Annotated in this window: 12 protein-coding genes and 1 pseudogene; 9 read left to right on the forward strand and 4 right to left on the reverse strand. The window is 45.1% G+C overall.

Annotation, left to right across the window (positions count from 1 at the left end; all coding sequences use genetic code 11):
• Positions 1-79: 79 nt before the first annotated feature.
• The 5 genes and pseudogenes from R8N49_RS00005 to R8N49_RS00025 form a co-directional block, all read left to right on the forward strand.
• Positions 80-514: pseudogene (locus tag R8N49_RS00005) on the forward strand (LuxR C-terminal-related transcriptional regulator); the annotation flags it as partial.
• A 206-nt stretch (positions 515-720) separates the two neighbouring features.
• Positions 721-1,311, forward strand: a complete 591-nt coding sequence (locus tag R8N49_RS00010; protein ID WP_005375168.1) for a calcium-binding protein — start codon at positions 721-723, stop codon at positions 1,309-1,311.
• Between the two features lie 152 nt (positions 1,312-1,463).
• Positions 1,464-3,182: a type I secretion system permease/ATPase gene (locus R8N49_RS00015; RefSeq protein ID WP_132936300.1), complete on the forward strand. Its 1,719-nt coding sequence runs from the start codon at positions 1,464-1,466 to the stop codon at positions 3,180-3,182.
• Entirely contained in the window at positions 3,157-4,497 is a 1,341-nt protein-coding gene (locus R8N49_RS00020; RefSeq protein ID WP_005383906.1) for an HlyD family type I secretion periplasmic adaptor subunit, read from the forward strand. The genes R8N49_RS00015 and R8N49_RS00020 overlap by 26 nt, the downstream gene beginning before the upstream one ends.
• A gap of 95 nt (positions 4,498-4,592) precedes the next feature.
• A complete protein-coding gene (locus R8N49_RS00025) occupies positions 4,593-5,441 on the forward strand; it encodes a mechanosensitive ion channel family protein (RefSeq protein ID WP_005375171.1) in 849 nt (282 codons plus the stop codon).
• 95 nt (positions 5,442-5,536) lie between these two features.
• On the opposite strand, the gene fhuB is transcribed toward R8N49_RS00025, so the two are convergent.
• Genes fhuB through R8N49_RS00045 form a run of 4 tightly spaced genes read right to left on the reverse strand, consistent with a single transcriptional unit; the run spans position 5,537 to position 11,360 of the window.
• The gene (gene fhuB, locus R8N49_RS00030) at positions 5,537-7,504 is read right to left on the reverse strand and encodes a Fe(3+)-hydroxamate ABC transporter permease FhuB (RefSeq protein ID WP_258489888.1); all 1,968 of its coding nucleotides are present in this window, start codon (positions 7,502-7,504) and stop codon (positions 5,537-5,539) included.
• Positions 7,501-8,430 (reverse strand): iron-siderophore ABC transporter substrate-binding protein, encoded by a 930-nt coding sequence (locus tag R8N49_RS00035; protein ID WP_052484250.1) that lies wholly within the window; start codon positions 8,428-8,430, stop codon positions 7,501-7,503. Before R8N49_RS00035 ends, fhuB begins: the two co-directional genes overlap by 4 nt.
• Positions 8,421-9,206: an ABC transporter ATP-binding protein gene (locus tag R8N49_RS00040; protein WP_017635311.1), complete on the reverse strand. Its 786-nt coding sequence runs from the start codon at positions 9,204-9,206 to the stop codon at positions 8,421-8,423. The genes R8N49_RS00035 and R8N49_RS00040 overlap by 10 nt, the downstream gene beginning before the upstream one ends.
• Before the next feature lie 51 nt (positions 9,207-9,257).
• Positions 9,258-11,360, reverse strand: a complete 2,103-nt coding sequence (locus R8N49_RS00045; RefSeq protein WP_318189843.1) for a TonB-dependent siderophore receptor — start codon at positions 11,358-11,360, stop codon at positions 9,258-9,260.
• Positions 11,361-11,505: 145 nt separating this feature from the next.
• On the opposite strand from R8N49_RS00045, the gene R8N49_RS00050 reads away from it, so the two are divergent.
• From R8N49_RS00050 to R8N49_RS00065, 4 genes are all read left to right on the forward strand, one after another.
• Positions 11,506-13,359: an ABC transporter ATP-binding protein gene (locus R8N49_RS00050; protein WP_033906862.1), complete on the forward strand. Its 1,854-nt coding sequence runs from the start codon at positions 11,506-11,508 to the stop codon at positions 13,357-13,359.
• Positions 13,360-13,596: 237 nt separating this feature from the next.
• Positions 13,597-14,631 (forward strand): DUF4118 domain-containing protein, encoded by a 1,035-nt coding sequence (locus tag R8N49_RS00055; RefSeq protein WP_025768539.1) that lies wholly within the window; start codon positions 13,597-13,599, stop codon positions 14,629-14,631.
• The gene (locus tag R8N49_RS00060; RefSeq protein WP_025768538.1) at positions 14,628-15,326 is read left to right on the forward strand and encodes a response regulator transcription factor; all 699 of its coding nucleotides are present in this window, start codon (positions 14,628-14,630) and stop codon (positions 15,324-15,326) included. Before R8N49_RS00055 ends, R8N49_RS00060 begins: the two co-directional genes overlap by 4 nt.
• A gap of 151 nt (positions 15,327-15,477) precedes the next feature.
• A complete protein-coding gene (locus R8N49_RS00065) occupies positions 15,478-16,131 on the forward strand; it encodes a potassium channel family protein (protein ID WP_025768537.1) in 654 nt (217 codons plus the stop codon).
• Position 16,132: the final 1 nt, after the last annotated feature.

The raw sequence follows: 16,132 nt of genomic DNA on the forward strand, positions 1-16,132 counted from the left end.
AGAGCGTACCACTTTCAGTAGTTGACTTCCTCTTCTACACCTATCCATGAATGTCGCACTTATTATCTGAAATCGGGATTTAAAAGATAGTAATAAAGTGCTAGGAACCATAATGCTTAATCTAGGTTATGACTTAGACACAGAAGAACTCGCTTCTTGGCCTCATGTAAAAGGTATATTTGGTCCAGGAGATTCAATGGACAAGGTTTGTCAGGGATTAAAAGCAATAATAAAAGGGGATAATTGGCTGTCTCGAAGATTACTTGATCAGCTAGTAAATTATTATCGAGGCAGAGAAGTAAATAGCATTATCGAACCTGCTATTGAGGTTGAGCTTACTCGGCGTGAAGTTCAGGTTTTAAAAATGTTGAAAGAAGGTGGTTCAAATATGGAAATCGCTGATTCTTTATTTATCAGCGAGCATACTATTAAATCACATCTATACAATATTTTTAGAAAGTTAGAAGTAAAGAACCGTACGCAAGCTACAAGTTGGGCTAAGAGAAACCTGTAGTACTAGTATTAACTTGCTGTAATAAAAAGAAAATACTCTATAAAGTACTAAATTTTATATTTATTATTAAAATGTCAGTCTGAAATATCATCCCATATTCAAACTTATTCCTATTCAGTTGACTATTAGACTTCTCATGTCGTGACGAATCTAGTCAGACGTGGAACAGAAGGTCTATTCAATTAATAAGCTAAGAGGGAATAAAAATGAGCGCAAGTGACAATGACACGTATTTAGGCGATGCAGGTGTAAATAACCAATTTGCTGATTTCGATGGCGGCGATGATTTGTTTATCGGTTTTGGTGGTAATGACTCGTTTGTTGGCGGTGGCGGTAATGATTATGTGATCGGCGGCGACGGCGACGATCGCCTAACTGGTGGTGCTGGAGATGACATCCTTAGGGCTGGTACAGGAAACGACTACCTCGGCGGTGGTACCGGTAATGACTTGCTGTTGGGTTTGTTGGGTGACAATAAATTAAATGGTGGTGTCGGTGAAGATATTCTTGTTGCTGGTTCTGGTGACAACGTTTTAGTTGGCGGCAGCAATGGCGATAAGTTTGTGTTCACGGATAAGTTTGGTGGCCATGGCGAAGCCAAAGTTGTTGATTTCACCATTGGTGAAGACTCTTTGCACATCATTAGCGACTCTGTCACTGACTTTGGTGATTTAAGCTTTAGCTACGATGCAGTTGGGAATGCAGTGTTTACCGATGGGGCTGATCTAACAGTGAAACTTATTGGCGTGACTGAAACTGACATCAACACCTATGGTGCAGATCTGTTCGTAATCTAAACGACTGAAAATAACTCTGGATGGGAATTAGTTTGCGTGGCTCTGCCATGCTGAGGTGCACTAATCGGACACTCTAGAGCGATTTGAGGTTACCTTAAGCTAGGCGCTAGTATTTCTGGCGCCTACAATTTTCACGTTAAACGGAAGTAGTCGTGCAAAAAACGGTTTTCAAAGAAGTGAAACAAAAACTATGCACGCTTGCGGGCTTGCTGATCGTTTTTAGCCTTTTTATCAACTTATTGGTTCTCTCGATTCCGTTGTACATGCTTCAAGTGTACAACCGAGTGATATCTTCCTACTCAACCGATACTTTATTCTTGCTCACTGTCATCGTAATTGTTGCGCTGTTAACCATGTCCATTATCGACATTGCACGAGCACAAATGAGTAAATCTTTTGGTTATTGGATGGACACAAAACTCTCCGCTTTCATGCTCAAGCGCACGATTCAATATCAATCACATACTGGGAAGAGTTATACCTCGCAAACTCTGAGAGACATTCAGAACATCAAAAGCTTTTTGAGCAGTCAAGCACCTTATCCACTGTTGGATGCGCCCTGGACACCGCTATTTATTTTATTTGTGTATTTATTGCACCCGATACTAGGTCACATCGCGTTACTTGGATCTATCGTATTGTTTAGCCTAGGTCTACTTAATGAGCTAATGACGCGTAAAACAATGCAAGAGAGCGAAGTCAGAGCGATTTCTCATATCAACAACGCAGAATTAGCCACGCAAAACTCCAATTCAATTCTCGCAATGGGGATGATGAATGCATTTTTAGAGAAGTGGCAGTCGCGCGTGAGCGAAGTGAATGTGCTTGAAGAGCGAGTTGCAGGTAAGTCTATCTACATGGCTAACTTTTCTAAGTTTGTGCGTGGCTCATTACAGATATTTTTACTGGGAGGTGGTGCATGGTTAGTTATCCAACATGAGATAACGGCAGGGGCGATGATCGCGAGCTCCATATTAATGAGTCGGGCATTATCGCCGATGGAGCAGGCGATAGGCACGTGGCGAAGCGCGATGTCTGCTAAAGGCGCCTATAAAAGGTTGAAAGAAATCGATGCGATCGTGCGCCAAGATGAATCAGATATGCCACTGCCTAAACCAAAAGGACACTATGAGCTTACCGGACTGGCCTATCGCCATCCTGGAGCAACCGAACCAGTGCTCTCATCGATCAGCTTATCGATTCCTCCGGGTGTTGCTGTTGGGGTGATTGGCCCTTCTGGTACGGGTAAATCGACGTTTGCTCGGCTGTTATTAGGTACGGTTAAGCCATTAGCGGGTAAAGTGACTCTTGATGGAATGGAAGTCTCCGTATGGGCATCTGAAGATCGCGGCGTGCATTTTGGGTATCTCGCTCAAGAGGTGGAGTTATTTCCTGGCACAATTCGAGAGAACATCGCGCGCTTTAAAGAAGAAGACCCCGCTAAAGTCATCAAGGCGGCGCAACTAGCAGGATGTCATGAATTAATACTCAAGAAAAACAAAGGCTATGATTGCATTATTGGTGAAAATGGCCGTGGTTTATCTGGGGGGGAAAGGCAGAGAATCGCTCTTGCAAGAGCCGTTTATGGCGACCCACCTATTGTGATTTTCGATGAAGCGAATGCCAACCTCGATGGTGAGGGAGAGGCTGCGTATCAACGTTTGATTGCCCATTTAAAAGCACAGAGTACAACGATTATCGTCATTGCCCACAATCCGAGTACGTTACGACAAATGGATAGGCTGTTGTATTTGGCTGACGGCCGAGTCAAGTTATACGGCGCTAAAGATGAAGTATTAAAACGTTTGATGGGCGAAGAAAGAACAGATATCCCAAGGGTAAGAAATGAGCAATCAACTGCCAACCGTTAATCAGAGTTCTACCGAGATCGTATACCGTTTTAGCCCCAAAGCGAGACTAAGCTTTCGAAAACCAATTTTACTTGGTGTGGTGACCTTAAGTGTTTTTCTTGGAGGCCTTGGCTACTGGGCTGCAACAGCCAAATTAGAAAGTGCAGCGATTGCTTATGGTGATTTGTCTGTTCTCACTAAGCGACAAGAAATTCAGCATTTAGAAGGCGGTATTATTGAAAAGCTATATGTACAGGAAGGGGATTTAGTCGAAAAAGGTCAGTTATTAATTCAACTTTCTAAGCGTCAAGCTATGGCTAAGTTGGATTCGTTAAGTGGTCGTTTTATCCATACTCTAGCAAAGGAAAACCGTTTAAGTGCGGAGCTTGATGAGCTTCCAACGATTGTATGGTCTGATGATCTTGAAAGCATTCCCCGTGTCGATATCGTACAAGAAGCACAACTGGTTCAAAACAAGATCTTTGAAGCGAGAAAGCGATTCTTTGATAGTAAACTGAGTATCATTGAGCAGAGTATTTCTGGAGCAAACTTAGAGCTTGAAAACCTTCAGCAAACCAAAGTGATTGAGACGGAACGGCTCAACTTTATTGCTGAAGAAATAGACAGCAACCAAGCCTTGGTGCAAAAAGGTTTCTCGGGAAAATCTACTTTACTTCAACTCAAGCGCTTAGCAGCGGAGGTGAGAAGTACCTTAAGCCAGTTAGATAGGCAGTCGCTCACCGTTAGAAAAAGGTTAGATGAGAACCTAGCGCAAATTGAAGAGTTGAAGCTTGAAAGGCTGAATGAGATTGTCGAGGAACTACGAAATACCAAAACGGAAATTGTCGCAATTCGGGAAGAATATCGCTCCGCTCAAGATATTGTCGCAAGAACAACGATCAACGCACCTATTTCTGGTCGCGTAGTCAACATGCAAGTGTTTACCGAAAAAGGTGTGATTGGCTCGGGTGAAACGTTACTAGAACTGGTCCCGCAAGACGATAAGTTGTTAGTCGAGGCTCGTGTTAATCCTCAGGATATTGATTTAGTGAATCCAGGCCAGCAAGCGCATGTTCGTCTGACCGCTCTGAATGCACGGACGTTGGCACCTTTAGACGGTACTGTGCTGACGATTTCTGCCGATAAGCTCTCGCAAGAAAACCAAGAAGATTTTTATCTCGCTAGAATTGCAATTTCACCGGAAGATGTGACAAAACATCGTTTAACCTCAGGCATGAATGCCGAAGTGCTTATTTTATCTGAGCCACGAACGCCATTGAGCTACCTAATAAAGCCAATTACAGAAAGCATGAATCGCGCCTTCAGAGAGGAGTAATTTCAAAAAGACTTGAGTGAGCACGGACAACAGACAAAATAATTTGTTATCGTTAGCTGTTACTGGGCCGTATTTTTATTCGAGGGAGCCGTGGAATGGAGAAAGTGCAGTTAGTTGTCGATTTTCTTCTCACTCATAAATTGATTTTTACCGCACTGATCTTTGCGATTATGTGGTTAATTCGTCGTGCAATTTTATCGATGATTCGTGGTGATCACGCTTTTCTCTCAGAAGATCAGCGTAGTTGGATGTCCAGAACTAAAAATGGCACCTTTGCTGTTACATTACTGATTTTATTTATTTTATGGCAATCAGAAATTAACGAGTTTGCTCTGAGTGTAACGGCGATTGCCGTTGCCATTGTAGTGGCATCCAAAGAAATCATTTTGTGTTTTACGGGTTCGATTCAAAGAGCAAGTTCACGTTCTTTTCGCGTTGGGGACTGGATTGAGGTCGGGAAGTTATGCGGTGAAGTGATTGAGCACAATATGATGGCGACGGTGATTCAAGAGATCGACCTGCATCACGGGCAATATCATTACACCGGCAAAACAGCGACATTGCCTAATAGTATGTTCTTTACCTATCCAGTAAAGAACCTCAACTTCATGAAGCGGTACGTTTACCACAACTTTTCTGTAGTGGTGAAAGACTTCGTCAATTTGTATCCACTGTTACCGATTTTAACTGATAAAATTGAAGAACATTGCAGTTACTTTGCTGATGTTGCACATCGTTACAATGCGATGATTGAAAAACATGCTGGTGTTGACCTTCCTGGTTCTGAGCCACATATGCATATTTCTAGTAACATTAATGGCGAACAAATTCTGCACGTGATGATTTTCTGCCCAACCGATAAAGCGAACCACTTAGAGCATTTAATTCGTAAGGACTTTATGGAACTTTATGAGCAACGTTTTCCTGTAGTGCGAGAAGAATAGAGCATCGTACTTCGCCTTTAATTTCAAACCCCGCTATCAAAATAGCGGGGTTTGTGTTTCTTAGCGTATTTTTAGGCAGTCAAAATATTCCCAACTTAGCTGAATTTACTCTTCAGCATTAAAAATAGGAAGTAAGTGCTGCCTATAATAGCGACCAACGTGCCAGCTGCGACCTGACTTGGATAAATAGCGATTTGTCCTAGCCAATCTGCCCACAACATTAGGGTTGCGCCAATTAAGGCTCCGACACACAGTTGCTCTTTCACTTTTCTTGCTCCTAACATCATCGCCATATGGGGAGCGATCAAGCCAACAAAAGATATTGGTCCAACTGTAGCGGTAGAAAAGGCGCATAACAAAGCAACGATGGTGAGCATAAGCGTATTGGCTACGGTAGGGTTAAGCCCTCGTGCATTTGAGAATTGTCGCCCGATGGAAATTAGTGTTAGCCAACGAGAAATCGAGAATACAGCGGCAAGCAGAACTATTATGGCCAAACATAACATCAGTGCGGTGTCGGCTGTGACTCGATAAATAGAACCAGTTAGCCACAATAAAATTTTGTAACTGTCACCTGAGCCTTGAGCTAGCGAAAATTGAACGAGGGCTTCTAATAGTGCCGTTAGTGCGATGCCGGACAACACGAAGTTAGATGGATTAAAATGGCTTCGTTTACCGATAACCAGCAATAACATCAATACGGACATACTTCCGAAAAAAGCGATACCCCAGCTAAATGCGGAGAGAAGCGACCCAGCGATGACTCCTGTCGTAATAATGGCAAACGTGGCTCCGGAAGACACACCGAGAATATCGGGACTTGCCAGAGGGTTGTAAACTATGCGTTGCAAAATGATTCCGGCAACGGATAGCGCAATACCGACAGAAAGTGCGGTTAACATGCGCGGCCAGCGCAATTGCCATTGGAACTCACCTGGCACAGACCATTGAATTCCGTTTATACCATGGGTAACGAATGAGTAAGCTAGAATCCCAACCAGACTGAATAGCGCAATGCTGCATACCGCGCGTTTAGAAAGCGCCGTTTTTCCTTGGCTCATTGAAAGGTTAAGTTGATCGGTTGCCGTCAGTTTTTTACGAGTAAACCAAATTAAAGCGGGAGCGCCAATAGCTGCAGCCGCTACGCCGCTAGGAATGGTTTCCTCTAACCATAAGCTCAGCGAGATAGCGGCAGAGTCTGTGATGATTAGTAGCATTGCGCCCAAAAGCATGCTGCTGATCAATTCGTCGCGCGGTGTTCTTGCCCCCATCGCTCTGGCAATATTGGGTGTCAGTAATCCGATGAAGCTGATAATACCAACTGCGGTGATGGAGGCAGATACCAGCCAAATACCCATCACCATTAACGCACCAAACGCGGGTAATACCGCTAAGCCTCGGGCTGCTGCGCCTTCTTGTCCTAGTTTCATTAAGGTCAGAATACGTGGTGCGACGATCAAAATTACGATTGCGATAGCGCAGCGAGGCAATAACCACTCAAACCAATCCCAGCTGTATTGAGAGAGGTCTCCTGCTCCCCACATAAAAATATTCTGTGCGAACTGGGCGTTTAAAATAATAATGGCTGTGGCGATAGAACCGAGCAAGATATTGATCACCATCCCCGAAACGACCAACGGCAAACCTGTCATATTACGCACACCGGCAATTGATACGATCAGGCCAAACGCCACTAAAGCCCCAAACATTGCGGCTAATGCAGAGTAATCGGCGACCCAATCGACGAACCAAATGTTTACCACGACTAATGCAAGCCAAGCACCAGAAGAGGTGCCAAGAGTCAACGGCGAGGTGAGGTTATTCTGCGTTAATTGCTGCATTAAGCTGCCGGTGAGACCAAGCATGGCACCAACAAGCAGGGTCATACTTAACCTAGGAAGCTGCGCTTGCGTAAAGAATACGTCACGAAACTCGGTTGCTACCTCTGGTTTTGTTAATAATTGCCATTGTTCGAAAAGTGATAAATTAGTATCAATTTGTAGGCTAAAGACGCTAAGTAATGTAATCAGCGCCAGATAACCAATATAATGTTTCGTTCTCATTGTTCTGGTGCCAACTCTATTAGACTGTCGGTAATCGCTTCAGCGGTGTATTGCAAAGACATGGCACCGCCATACGCCCACACTGCTCTGACTGAATTTACCCGCTGCTTTTTCACAAACGGCATCGCTTGCCAAAGTGGCGACTCTTTCAGTTTTCGTTCTTCTGGGAAAGGTTGTACGTAGAGAACGTAGCTGTTTTGAAGGCTCTGAAGCCGATTGATTCGATCTTGCTTTACTCCCCACGCACGTGGGTCCTCTTTAATTGGAGCCTGTAATCCCAGTTTTCTAACCACGTAGTCAGTGGTGGAGTTTTCGGTTGCAAGTAATACAGTATTCGGGGTTGAAAATCGCATCACAAGAACGCTGAGTGGAGCAGAGTAATAGTGGCGAATTCGCTGGCGCATCTGCGCAAATGAAGCATCTAATTCTGCCAGTTTCTGTTCAGCAAGTGCCTCTTTATTGAATAGCTTGCTGAGTGTACGAAAGTGACGAATGGCCGTTTCAGCTGCGGCCTCATTTTCAGAAAAATTAGGTAAATAGATTACCGGAGCAATTTGTTTGAGTAACGGAATCAAGTCTTGCTGTGGAGACGCAGCAAGGATGACATCTGGTTTCAAACTGGCTATTTTTTCTAAGTTGGGCTCTGCTCGGGTTCCAATATCTTCAATTGACTCTGGTGCTGTTGGATTGACGACCCATTGGCGGTAGCCTGGTAAATTTGGGGCTGCGATTGGTTCTACGTTTAGCGCCAAAACTTGTTCTAAGATGTCCCAGTTTAAGGCAACAACGCGTTGAGGCGCTTGCTCAAAACTATGCTCACCATATTCATCGGTAACGGTGATGACTGCATGTGCATTGGTCATAAAAAATACGAGGAGAAAAGCAGATTGTGTAACCACAGTAAGTAAACGAGCCATTATGCGCATACAACAGCCACCTTTTGGCTCGCTAATGTGTTAGCCGGGCTTGGGTGCTCAATCAGCTTAATTGGTGACTCATATAGTTTAGAAAGGCGTGCCTCGTCTAACAACATGTCGGCGTTGCCTTCAAAGGCAATTTTACCTTTTTTGAGCGCAACAATGTGGGTGGCGTAGCGCAGGGCTAAGTTCAGATCGTGCAGGATCACGATAATGCCTACGTTCTCGGTTCGATTCAGTTCTGCCAGCAGCGCCATTAGTTGAAACTGATGGTGAACATCGAGCGCCGAGGTTGGCTCATCGAGAATTAAAATTGGCGATTGTTGAGCCAGTAGCATAGACACCCAAGCGCGTTGGCGCTCGCCGCCCGATAAGTCATCCGCCAAAGCTTGAGCAAAAGGTGTAACCCCTGTTCGTTCCATAGCCTGCGTGATGATCTGTTTGTCTTCAGCTTTCCAACGACCAAGTGCCCCACGCCACGGAAAGCGACCTAAGCGCACTAGCTCTTCTACCGTTAAACCAGCCGAAGAGGGCAGCTTTTGTGGCAAATAGGCGATCTGTTTTGCCAACTCTTTGGTTTTGAGTGATGAAAGGGAAGTATCGTTTAGTGTTACCGTGCCTTTATCTGGTGGCATTTGACCAGAAAGCAGGTTCACCAGTGTCGACTTACCTGAACCGTTATGGCCTAAAACGACCGTTAGCTCATTTGTTGGGATGTTAAGTTGTTCGATGCCGAGGATCTGACGTCCACCTCGCACGATCTCAATATTAGACAGTTGAAACATGGATGGCTCTTAGGAGAAAACTCCCCTCAATAGAGGGGAGTAGAAGTACAATTACCAGCGGTAGTTTGCGTTTAGCATAACAGAGCGAGACTGGCCGTAGTAACACCAGTAATCGCAACCTGAAACAAACTCTTTATCTAGGATGTTGTTCACGTTTAGCTGTGCTTGCCACTGTGAAGTGATGTCGTAAGTGACTGACGCATCCCAAAGAGTGACAGAAGGAACCGTTAGGTTCGAGCTCTTAGGGTTATCTTTTGACTCACCTACGTAGCGCACACCAGTACCGATATTGAGGCCTGGAATCAGGCTGTAGGCGCTGTAGTCTACCCATGCAGACGCTTGATGCTCAGGAATAAGTGCGGCTTGTTTTTTACCTTGGCCAAAGCTCTCATCTGTTTTCGCTTTAGTGTAGGTGTAGCTTGCCATCAGTTTTAGATCGTCGGTTAGCTGCGCCGTGCTTTCTAGCTCAATACCTTGAGATGTCACTTCACCTGTTTGTGTCGCAATCCATGTTGATGGGTTAGTGACCAACGCGTTCTTTTGCGTGATGTCGAACCATGCAAGGTTGATAAAGCCATCCATAAAGCTTGGCTCATACTTTACACCCACTTCTACTTGCTCGCCTTCCAGCGGTTTGTAAAGTTCATTGGTTGCCGCATCAATAGTGCTGATCACTTCAAACGACTGAGAGTAGTTTGCGTAAGGTGACAGGCCATTGTTTGCAAGGTACATCACACCCGCACTTAGAGAGAGCTGACCATCATCACGAGATTCACTTTGATCAACGGTAGCGCCTTTGCCAGAGTTTTCTGTTTTCACCCAGTCGTAACGAGCACCTATGTTACCAACCCACTGTTCATGCAGTTTCAATTGGTATTGTGAATAGAGACTTGCTTGAGATTTCTCAATCTCACGTTTCACGTTGTTGGCAGGATCAAGAGGGGTGAAGTTGCCGTAAACTGGGTTCCACGGGTTGATAGTGCCAAATGCATAGTTGTCTTGCTCGTCGCCATCGGTTTTGTGGAATTGCAGATCCATACCGATAAGCACTGTGTGCTCTGCGTTGTCTGTCATCCAGTTGCCGACAGCATTGTTATCGAACGTGATGCTCTGGTTTTTTCCGTCACGGAATACGATGCCTTGCGTTAACTCTTCTTTCGCTGGATCGTTGTTTGAGAACGCGTAAGAGCTGCGCAAGTACAACTCATTCGAACCGTAATTGAGGTTTTGCGAGAGTGACCACATGTCATTGATGTCGTGCTCTAGTAAGTAACCTAGAGAAAACTGCGTGCGTTCGTATTTATCGTAGTTTGGCTGACCAAGGTTAGTCGAAGGATCGATTTTGCCAAAGTTAGAACCAATCAGAGTACCTGCTGCCGGGAAGAATGGGTTAGTTGGTACACCGTCATCATGAAGGTAAGTTGCCAAAACGGTCAGCATTGTACGGTCAGAAATGTCGAACTCGACACTTGGCGCTAGGTAGAAACGCTCGTTATTTGTGCCGTCCAGTTCACCATCTTGGCTTGTCATCAAGCCAACCAAACGATAGCGCACAGTGCCTGCGTCGTTTGCTTCGTCAGCAATGTCAAAACCTACGGATTGGTGTTGGTTGTTGCCAACTTCGACTTTTACTTCGCCTTGAGGCGTAAACGTTGGTTTTTTCTGAACAGCATTCACGATACCGCCTGGTGCCGATTCACCAAACAGAATAGCCGATGGACCTTTAACGACTTCTACACTTTCTAGGCCGTAAGGTTCGACCAACCATGTGTAGTAACCATCGCGGAATAGGCGGTTGCCGTTTAGGTAAGTCGCTGCATCAAATCCACGAACTTTGAACCAATCAGTGTCGTTGTCTGCGCCATAAGGCTGAGCGGTTACACCAGACGTGTAGCGTAATGCTTCATCTAGCTTTTTCGGTGCACGAACACGAAGTTCATCTTCAGAAATGATAGATACGCTGCGCGGCGTTTCTGCTGCCGGGGTTTCTACTTTAAGTGCTTGCGCGGTGACCGTTATGGTCTCCATGGCAATCACGTCATCTTGTACGACGTCTTCTTGAGCTTGTGCTGTGAATGCAACCACTGCTGTAGGTGCTAAAGCACAAACCAACGCGTTGCGGATAGCGATGGTCAGTGAGTTATTCTTTTGCATAAATCTATTCCCGATAATTATGATTAACGCTAAGCTTAATTGTAATTATTATCATTTGAGCTTTTGTTTCGGTATTTTACTGACTTTTGTATCAAAAGATAGTAAAACGTTCGCAAATTCATTCGCGGTACCTAAAGTCATTGTTATGTTCAATTGGTTTGAAAAGCTGACCCAACCCTTTCCCCAGATGGAAACCGAAAAGCCACCGAAGACGCTATTTGGCTTTTGTCGTTTTTACACTCGTGGCTTTGAAGCCCCTTTACTCGTTATGGCTGTGTTCAGTGCGCTTATTGCCATTACTGAGGTGACGCTGTTGCGTTATATGGGCGAGCTCGTCGATATTCTCTCTAATCAAGATCGCGCAACATTCTGGCAAGACCAGGGTGATCGCATGCTAATGATGCTGTTCTTAGTGGCGGTTGTGATGCCAGCTCTCGGTTTTGTCCACTCAATGGTGATGCACCAAACGTTATTGGGTAACTACCCGATGTCTATCCGTTGGTTGATTCACCGTTACTTGCTAAAACAAGCGGTTGGATTTTTCCAGCGTGACTTTGCAGGCCGAGTTGCGACCAAAGTGATGCAAAGTGCGTTAGCGGTACGAGAAACGGTCATGAAGCTGGTGGATGTACTGGTTTATATCAGCGTTTATTTTCTTTCGATGCTTTGGATGATGGGCGAAGCCGATGGTTTGCTAATGCTACCTATTGTGATTTGGATAGGAATGTACGCGGTTATCCAGTTCTACTTTATCCCTAAAATGAAACAAGTAGCGACAGAGCAAGCGGATGCTCGTTCTGTAATGACTGGGCGCATTGTCGATTCTTACACCAACATATCTACCGTAAAGCTATTCGCGCACTCGCAACGAGAGTTGGAATACGCAGAAAGCAGCATGAAGCAATTTTTGGTGACGGTTTACCGCCAAATGCGCATGGTGACTTGTTTACTGTTTAGTGTGGATGCCATCAACTATTTGCTGCTGATGTCTATTAGTGCCATTTCGGTTTATCTATGGCTAGATCACGCTGTAACAATTGGTGCTATTGCGATTGCCATCAGTATTGCATTGCGCGTACAAGGTATGTCGAAGTGGATCATGTGGGAAGTTAGCGCACTGTTTGAAAACATCGGTACAGTAGTAGACGGTATTAATACGATTTCAAACGATGTTGAAGTGAAAGACGTACCAAATGCTAAGCCTTTGCAAATCTCCCAAGGTGAGATCTGCTTTGATCACGTAGGTTTTAACTACAGTGACGAGAAGGCGGTATTTGAGAACTTGAACCTGACTATCAAACCGGGCGAAAAAGTCGGCATTGTCGGTCGTTCTGGGGCAGGTAAATCCACGTTGGTCAACTTGTTGCTGCGTTTTTACGACGTAAATACCGGTAAGATTTGTATTGATGGACAGGACATTTCTCAAGTCGAACAAGAGTCGCTTCGCCAACACATCGGTATGATCACGCAAGACACCTCTTTGCTGCATCGTTCAATTAAAGAGAACATTCTTTACGGTGATCCAGATGCTTCAATGGATGCCGTTATCGCAGCTGCTGAGAAAGCACATGCTCATGATTTCATTCAATCTCTACGAGACGAGCAAGGTAACGTTGGCTATGACGTTGAAGTGGGTGAACGCGGTGTGAAGCTGTCTGGTGGTCAGCGTCAACGTGTGGCGATTGCTCGCGTTCTGCTGAAAAACGCGCCAATTTTGATCATGGATGAAGCAACGTCTGCACTTGATTCAGAAGTAGAATCGGCAATTCAAGAAAACCTTGAAGTTCTGATGGAAGGAAAAACAGTGATTGCGATTGCTCACCGTTTATCAACGATTGCCGCGATGGATCGTTTGATTGTAATGGATGACGGCAAAATCATTGAGCAAGGCTCGCATTACGAGCTGCTGCAATTGGGTGGTGTTTACGCTCAGTTGTGGAAGCATCAAACCGGCGGATTTTTGTCTGAGCAAGGTGATGCTCAACTGCAAGTCATCTAATATGACGCTACACGAAAGAGGAGCAAATGCTCCTCTTTTTTGTGTCTGTCGTTTATACCGAGTAAGTAGGCGTTAATGGGCAACGTTAACTTGTGATTATTCATTAAGTTAGGCCAACTTAATGATGATTATGTTTATAACTCACTGTCGTTATTGAATTTTTTACGCTTTTTTTACGCGAACTCCGAATGGGCTTTTGCTAAAGTTTTCTACATCGAATTTTGGTTGATGTATTTTATGTTTGTTCAATGGCGAGATAACACCTTTCTCTTTTCTACTACCGTGATTGTTGGCGCGGTTGTCGTCTCATGGTTGTTAGACCAACTGTTTGGCTCTACGGCTGCCGTCCTGCTGATTTTACAGTTAGCGGTCGTGGTAGTGGCGTTTCAATGCAACTCGCGATTCGCTTATGCGGCGGCGGTGATCGAAGCGCTGAGCTTCAACTTCTTTTTTACGACACCTCGTTACTCTTTGCAGATGTTTCGTCCGGAAGACATTTTTAATTTAGTCGTGTTTATGGTGGTGGCATTTATCACCAGCACCTTTGCGGATCTTTATCGTCGCCAGCAGGGCGAGTTAAAACAAACCAAGCTGCAAAACAGCATCCTGCTATCGGTGTCCCATGACTTACGCACGCCGCTGGCAACCATTATTGGAACATTGACCACACTCAACGAGTACATGCCCAAGCTCAATGACTTAGAGCGTAAAGAATTGCTCGACAGTGCGACTTCAGAAAGCCATCGCTTGCATCAATATATCGAGAACCTCTTACAGGCGACTAAGCTCCAGCACGGCACATTAAAAATTACCAAAAAAGATGAGTTGATTGCAGATATTGTTCGGGATGCGGTTTCTCGTTTGCCAAATTACACCGAGAAAGTGTCCATGAATATGGATGATTCCGTTGATTATTTGTCAGTAAGTCGTTCGCTCATCGAGCAAGCGATTTTTAATGTGTTGGATAATGCCATGCGATTTTCACCAGAGAATGAATCTGTCGAGGTTTCACTTTCTAAGCAGGGTTCGTCGTGCGTGATTGATGTTCGGGACATGGGGATTGGCATCAAAGCTGAAGATGCGGAAAAAATATTCAGCCTTTTCTATTCCGACGCGAACAACAAATCGGCCGATTCAGGCACCGGAATGGGACTCGCGGTTGCCAAAGGCATCATCATCGCACACCAAGGAGAGATTCAATCTATGCCAGTATCAGAAGGGACGCTGATCCGCATTCGACTTCCACTCAATCCAGGAGCAGAGCAGGCGTGAGTTACAAAGTTTTAGTCGTGGACGATGAGCCTCGCATTCATACCTTTATTCGAATTTCGCTGTCTGCTGAAGGGTTTGATTACATTGGCGCGAGTACCATTGCAGAAGCCAAAGCGTGTTTCGAAGCGCATTCGCCGCACGTCATTCTGCTAGATTTAGGCTTGCCCGACGGCGATGGGAAGGAGTTTCTCACTACGCTTCGTCAGACGTATAAAACGCCAGTGCTAGTGCTGACGGCTCGCGATCAAGAAGAGGAAAAAATCCGCCTTTTAGAAGCGGGCGCGAATGATTACTTGAGCAAGCCTTTTGGCGTAAAAGAGCTCATCGCGCGCATCAAAGTGCTGGTTCGAGATTTGGTGGATGAGAAATCCATCGCTGATGAGCTGGTGGCTGGCCGAGTCAAAATCATCAAAAGCACCCACCAATTTTGGTTGGATCAGAGGGAAATTCCACTCACCAAGAAAGAATTTTCTTTCATTGAACAGTTGATTCTCAAGCCGGGAAAACTCATTGAGCAAACTCATTTGCTAGCGGTGATTTGGGGAAAAAGTCATGTCGAAGATACTCACTACTTACGCGTGTTAGTGAGTCAACTACGCAAAAAACTGAACGATAGTGCTGACGAACAGCGACTTTTAAAAACCGAGCCGGGGCTGGGTTATCGTTTAGTGCTAGAGGCGTCCAAGCACCACTAAATTCCAAATTTAATCAACGTTAATGCCAAGGTTTAGTGCTGGTTATCGGCACTCGAACAGGATTCGTGTTGCCTATTTTCCGTGACGGAAAATCAGTCTAGCCCTTAACGCATTAGCATTTTCTATACATAAAACACAGTTAGGTATTGATATGGCTCACTTTACAGTAATTGGTCTAGGGCGATTTGGCGTTGCCGCCAGCTTAGAACTTATTCATCTTGGACACACCGTAACGGGGGTGGATAGCGCCCCGAAAATCGTCGAAAAATACGTCGAGGAGTTAACGCAAGCGGTCATATGTGACGCAACAGACGAAGGTGCACTCAGAGAGTTAGCGTTAGCAAACAGTGATGTGGTGTTGGTGGCGATTGGCGAAGACATGCAAGCCAGTTTGTTGTGTACTCTGGCGCTGAAAAATCTGGGTGTGAAATCCATTTGGGTCAAAGCGAGCACCAAAGCACACCACACCATAGTGTCTAAGCTTGGTGTACAACGCATTATTCATCCGGAAGAGGAGATGGGCGTAAGAGTCGCACAGGCACTCAACTATCCGATGGTGAACAACTATTTGGAAATGGGGCATGGCTTGTATGTGGTGGAAATCCACGTTAAATCCAATCTGCACGATACGCCGCTTTCTAAGTTGATCAGCCGAGGCAGTTACAACATTCAGCCGATCTTGGTGAAGCGCGAAGAAGCCATCTACACCAATATCAATGATGAGTTTGTGCTTAATGAGTTCGACACGCTGTTGCTTTGTGGTAGTCGCGCTGAGCTGAAATACGTCGCTCCAAGGTTGGTGTAAC

The organism is Vibrio sp. 1978, assembly GCF_033344345.1.

Bases quoted from the DNA above. Each gene is read 5' to 3' on its own strand.
- R8N49_RS00045 (WP_318189843.1), bottom strand. From the start codon at position 11,360: ATGCAAAAGAATAACTCACTGACCATCGCTATCCGCAACGCGTTGGTT.
- R8N49_RS00040 (WP_017635311.1), bottom strand. From the start codon at position 9,206: ATGTTTCAACTGTCTAATATTGAGATCGTGCGAGGTGGACGTCAGATC.
- R8N49_RS00010 (WP_005375168.1), top strand. From the start codon at position 721: ATGAGCGCAAGTGACAATGACACGTATTTAGGCGATGCAGGTGTAAAT.
- R8N49_RS00020 (WP_005383906.1), top strand. From the start codon at position 3,157: ATGAGCAATCAACTGCCAACCGTTAATCAGAGTTCTACCGAGATCGTA.
- R8N49_RS00025 (WP_005375171.1), top strand. From the start codon at position 4,593: ATGGAGAAAGTGCAGTTAGTTGTCGATTTTCTTCTCACTCATAAATTG.
- R8N49_RS00050 (WP_033906862.1), top strand. From the start codon at position 11,506: ATGTTCAATTGGTTTGAAAAGCTGACCCAACCCTTTCCCCAGATGGAA.
- R8N49_RS00065 (WP_025768537.1), top strand. From the start codon at position 15,478: ATGGCTCACTTTACAGTAATTGGTCTAGGGCGATTTGGCGTTGCCGCC.
- R8N49_RS00035 (WP_052484250.1), bottom strand. From the start codon at position 8,430: ATGCGCATAATGGCTCGTTTACTTACTGTGGTTACACAATCTGCTTTT.
- R8N49_RS00055 (WP_025768539.1), top strand. From the start codon at position 13,597: ATGTTTGTTCAATGGCGAGATAACACCTTTCTCTTTTCTACTACCGTG.
- fhuB (WP_258489888.1), bottom strand. From the start codon at position 7,504: ATGAGAACGAAACATTATATTGGTTATCTGGCGCTGATTACATTACTT.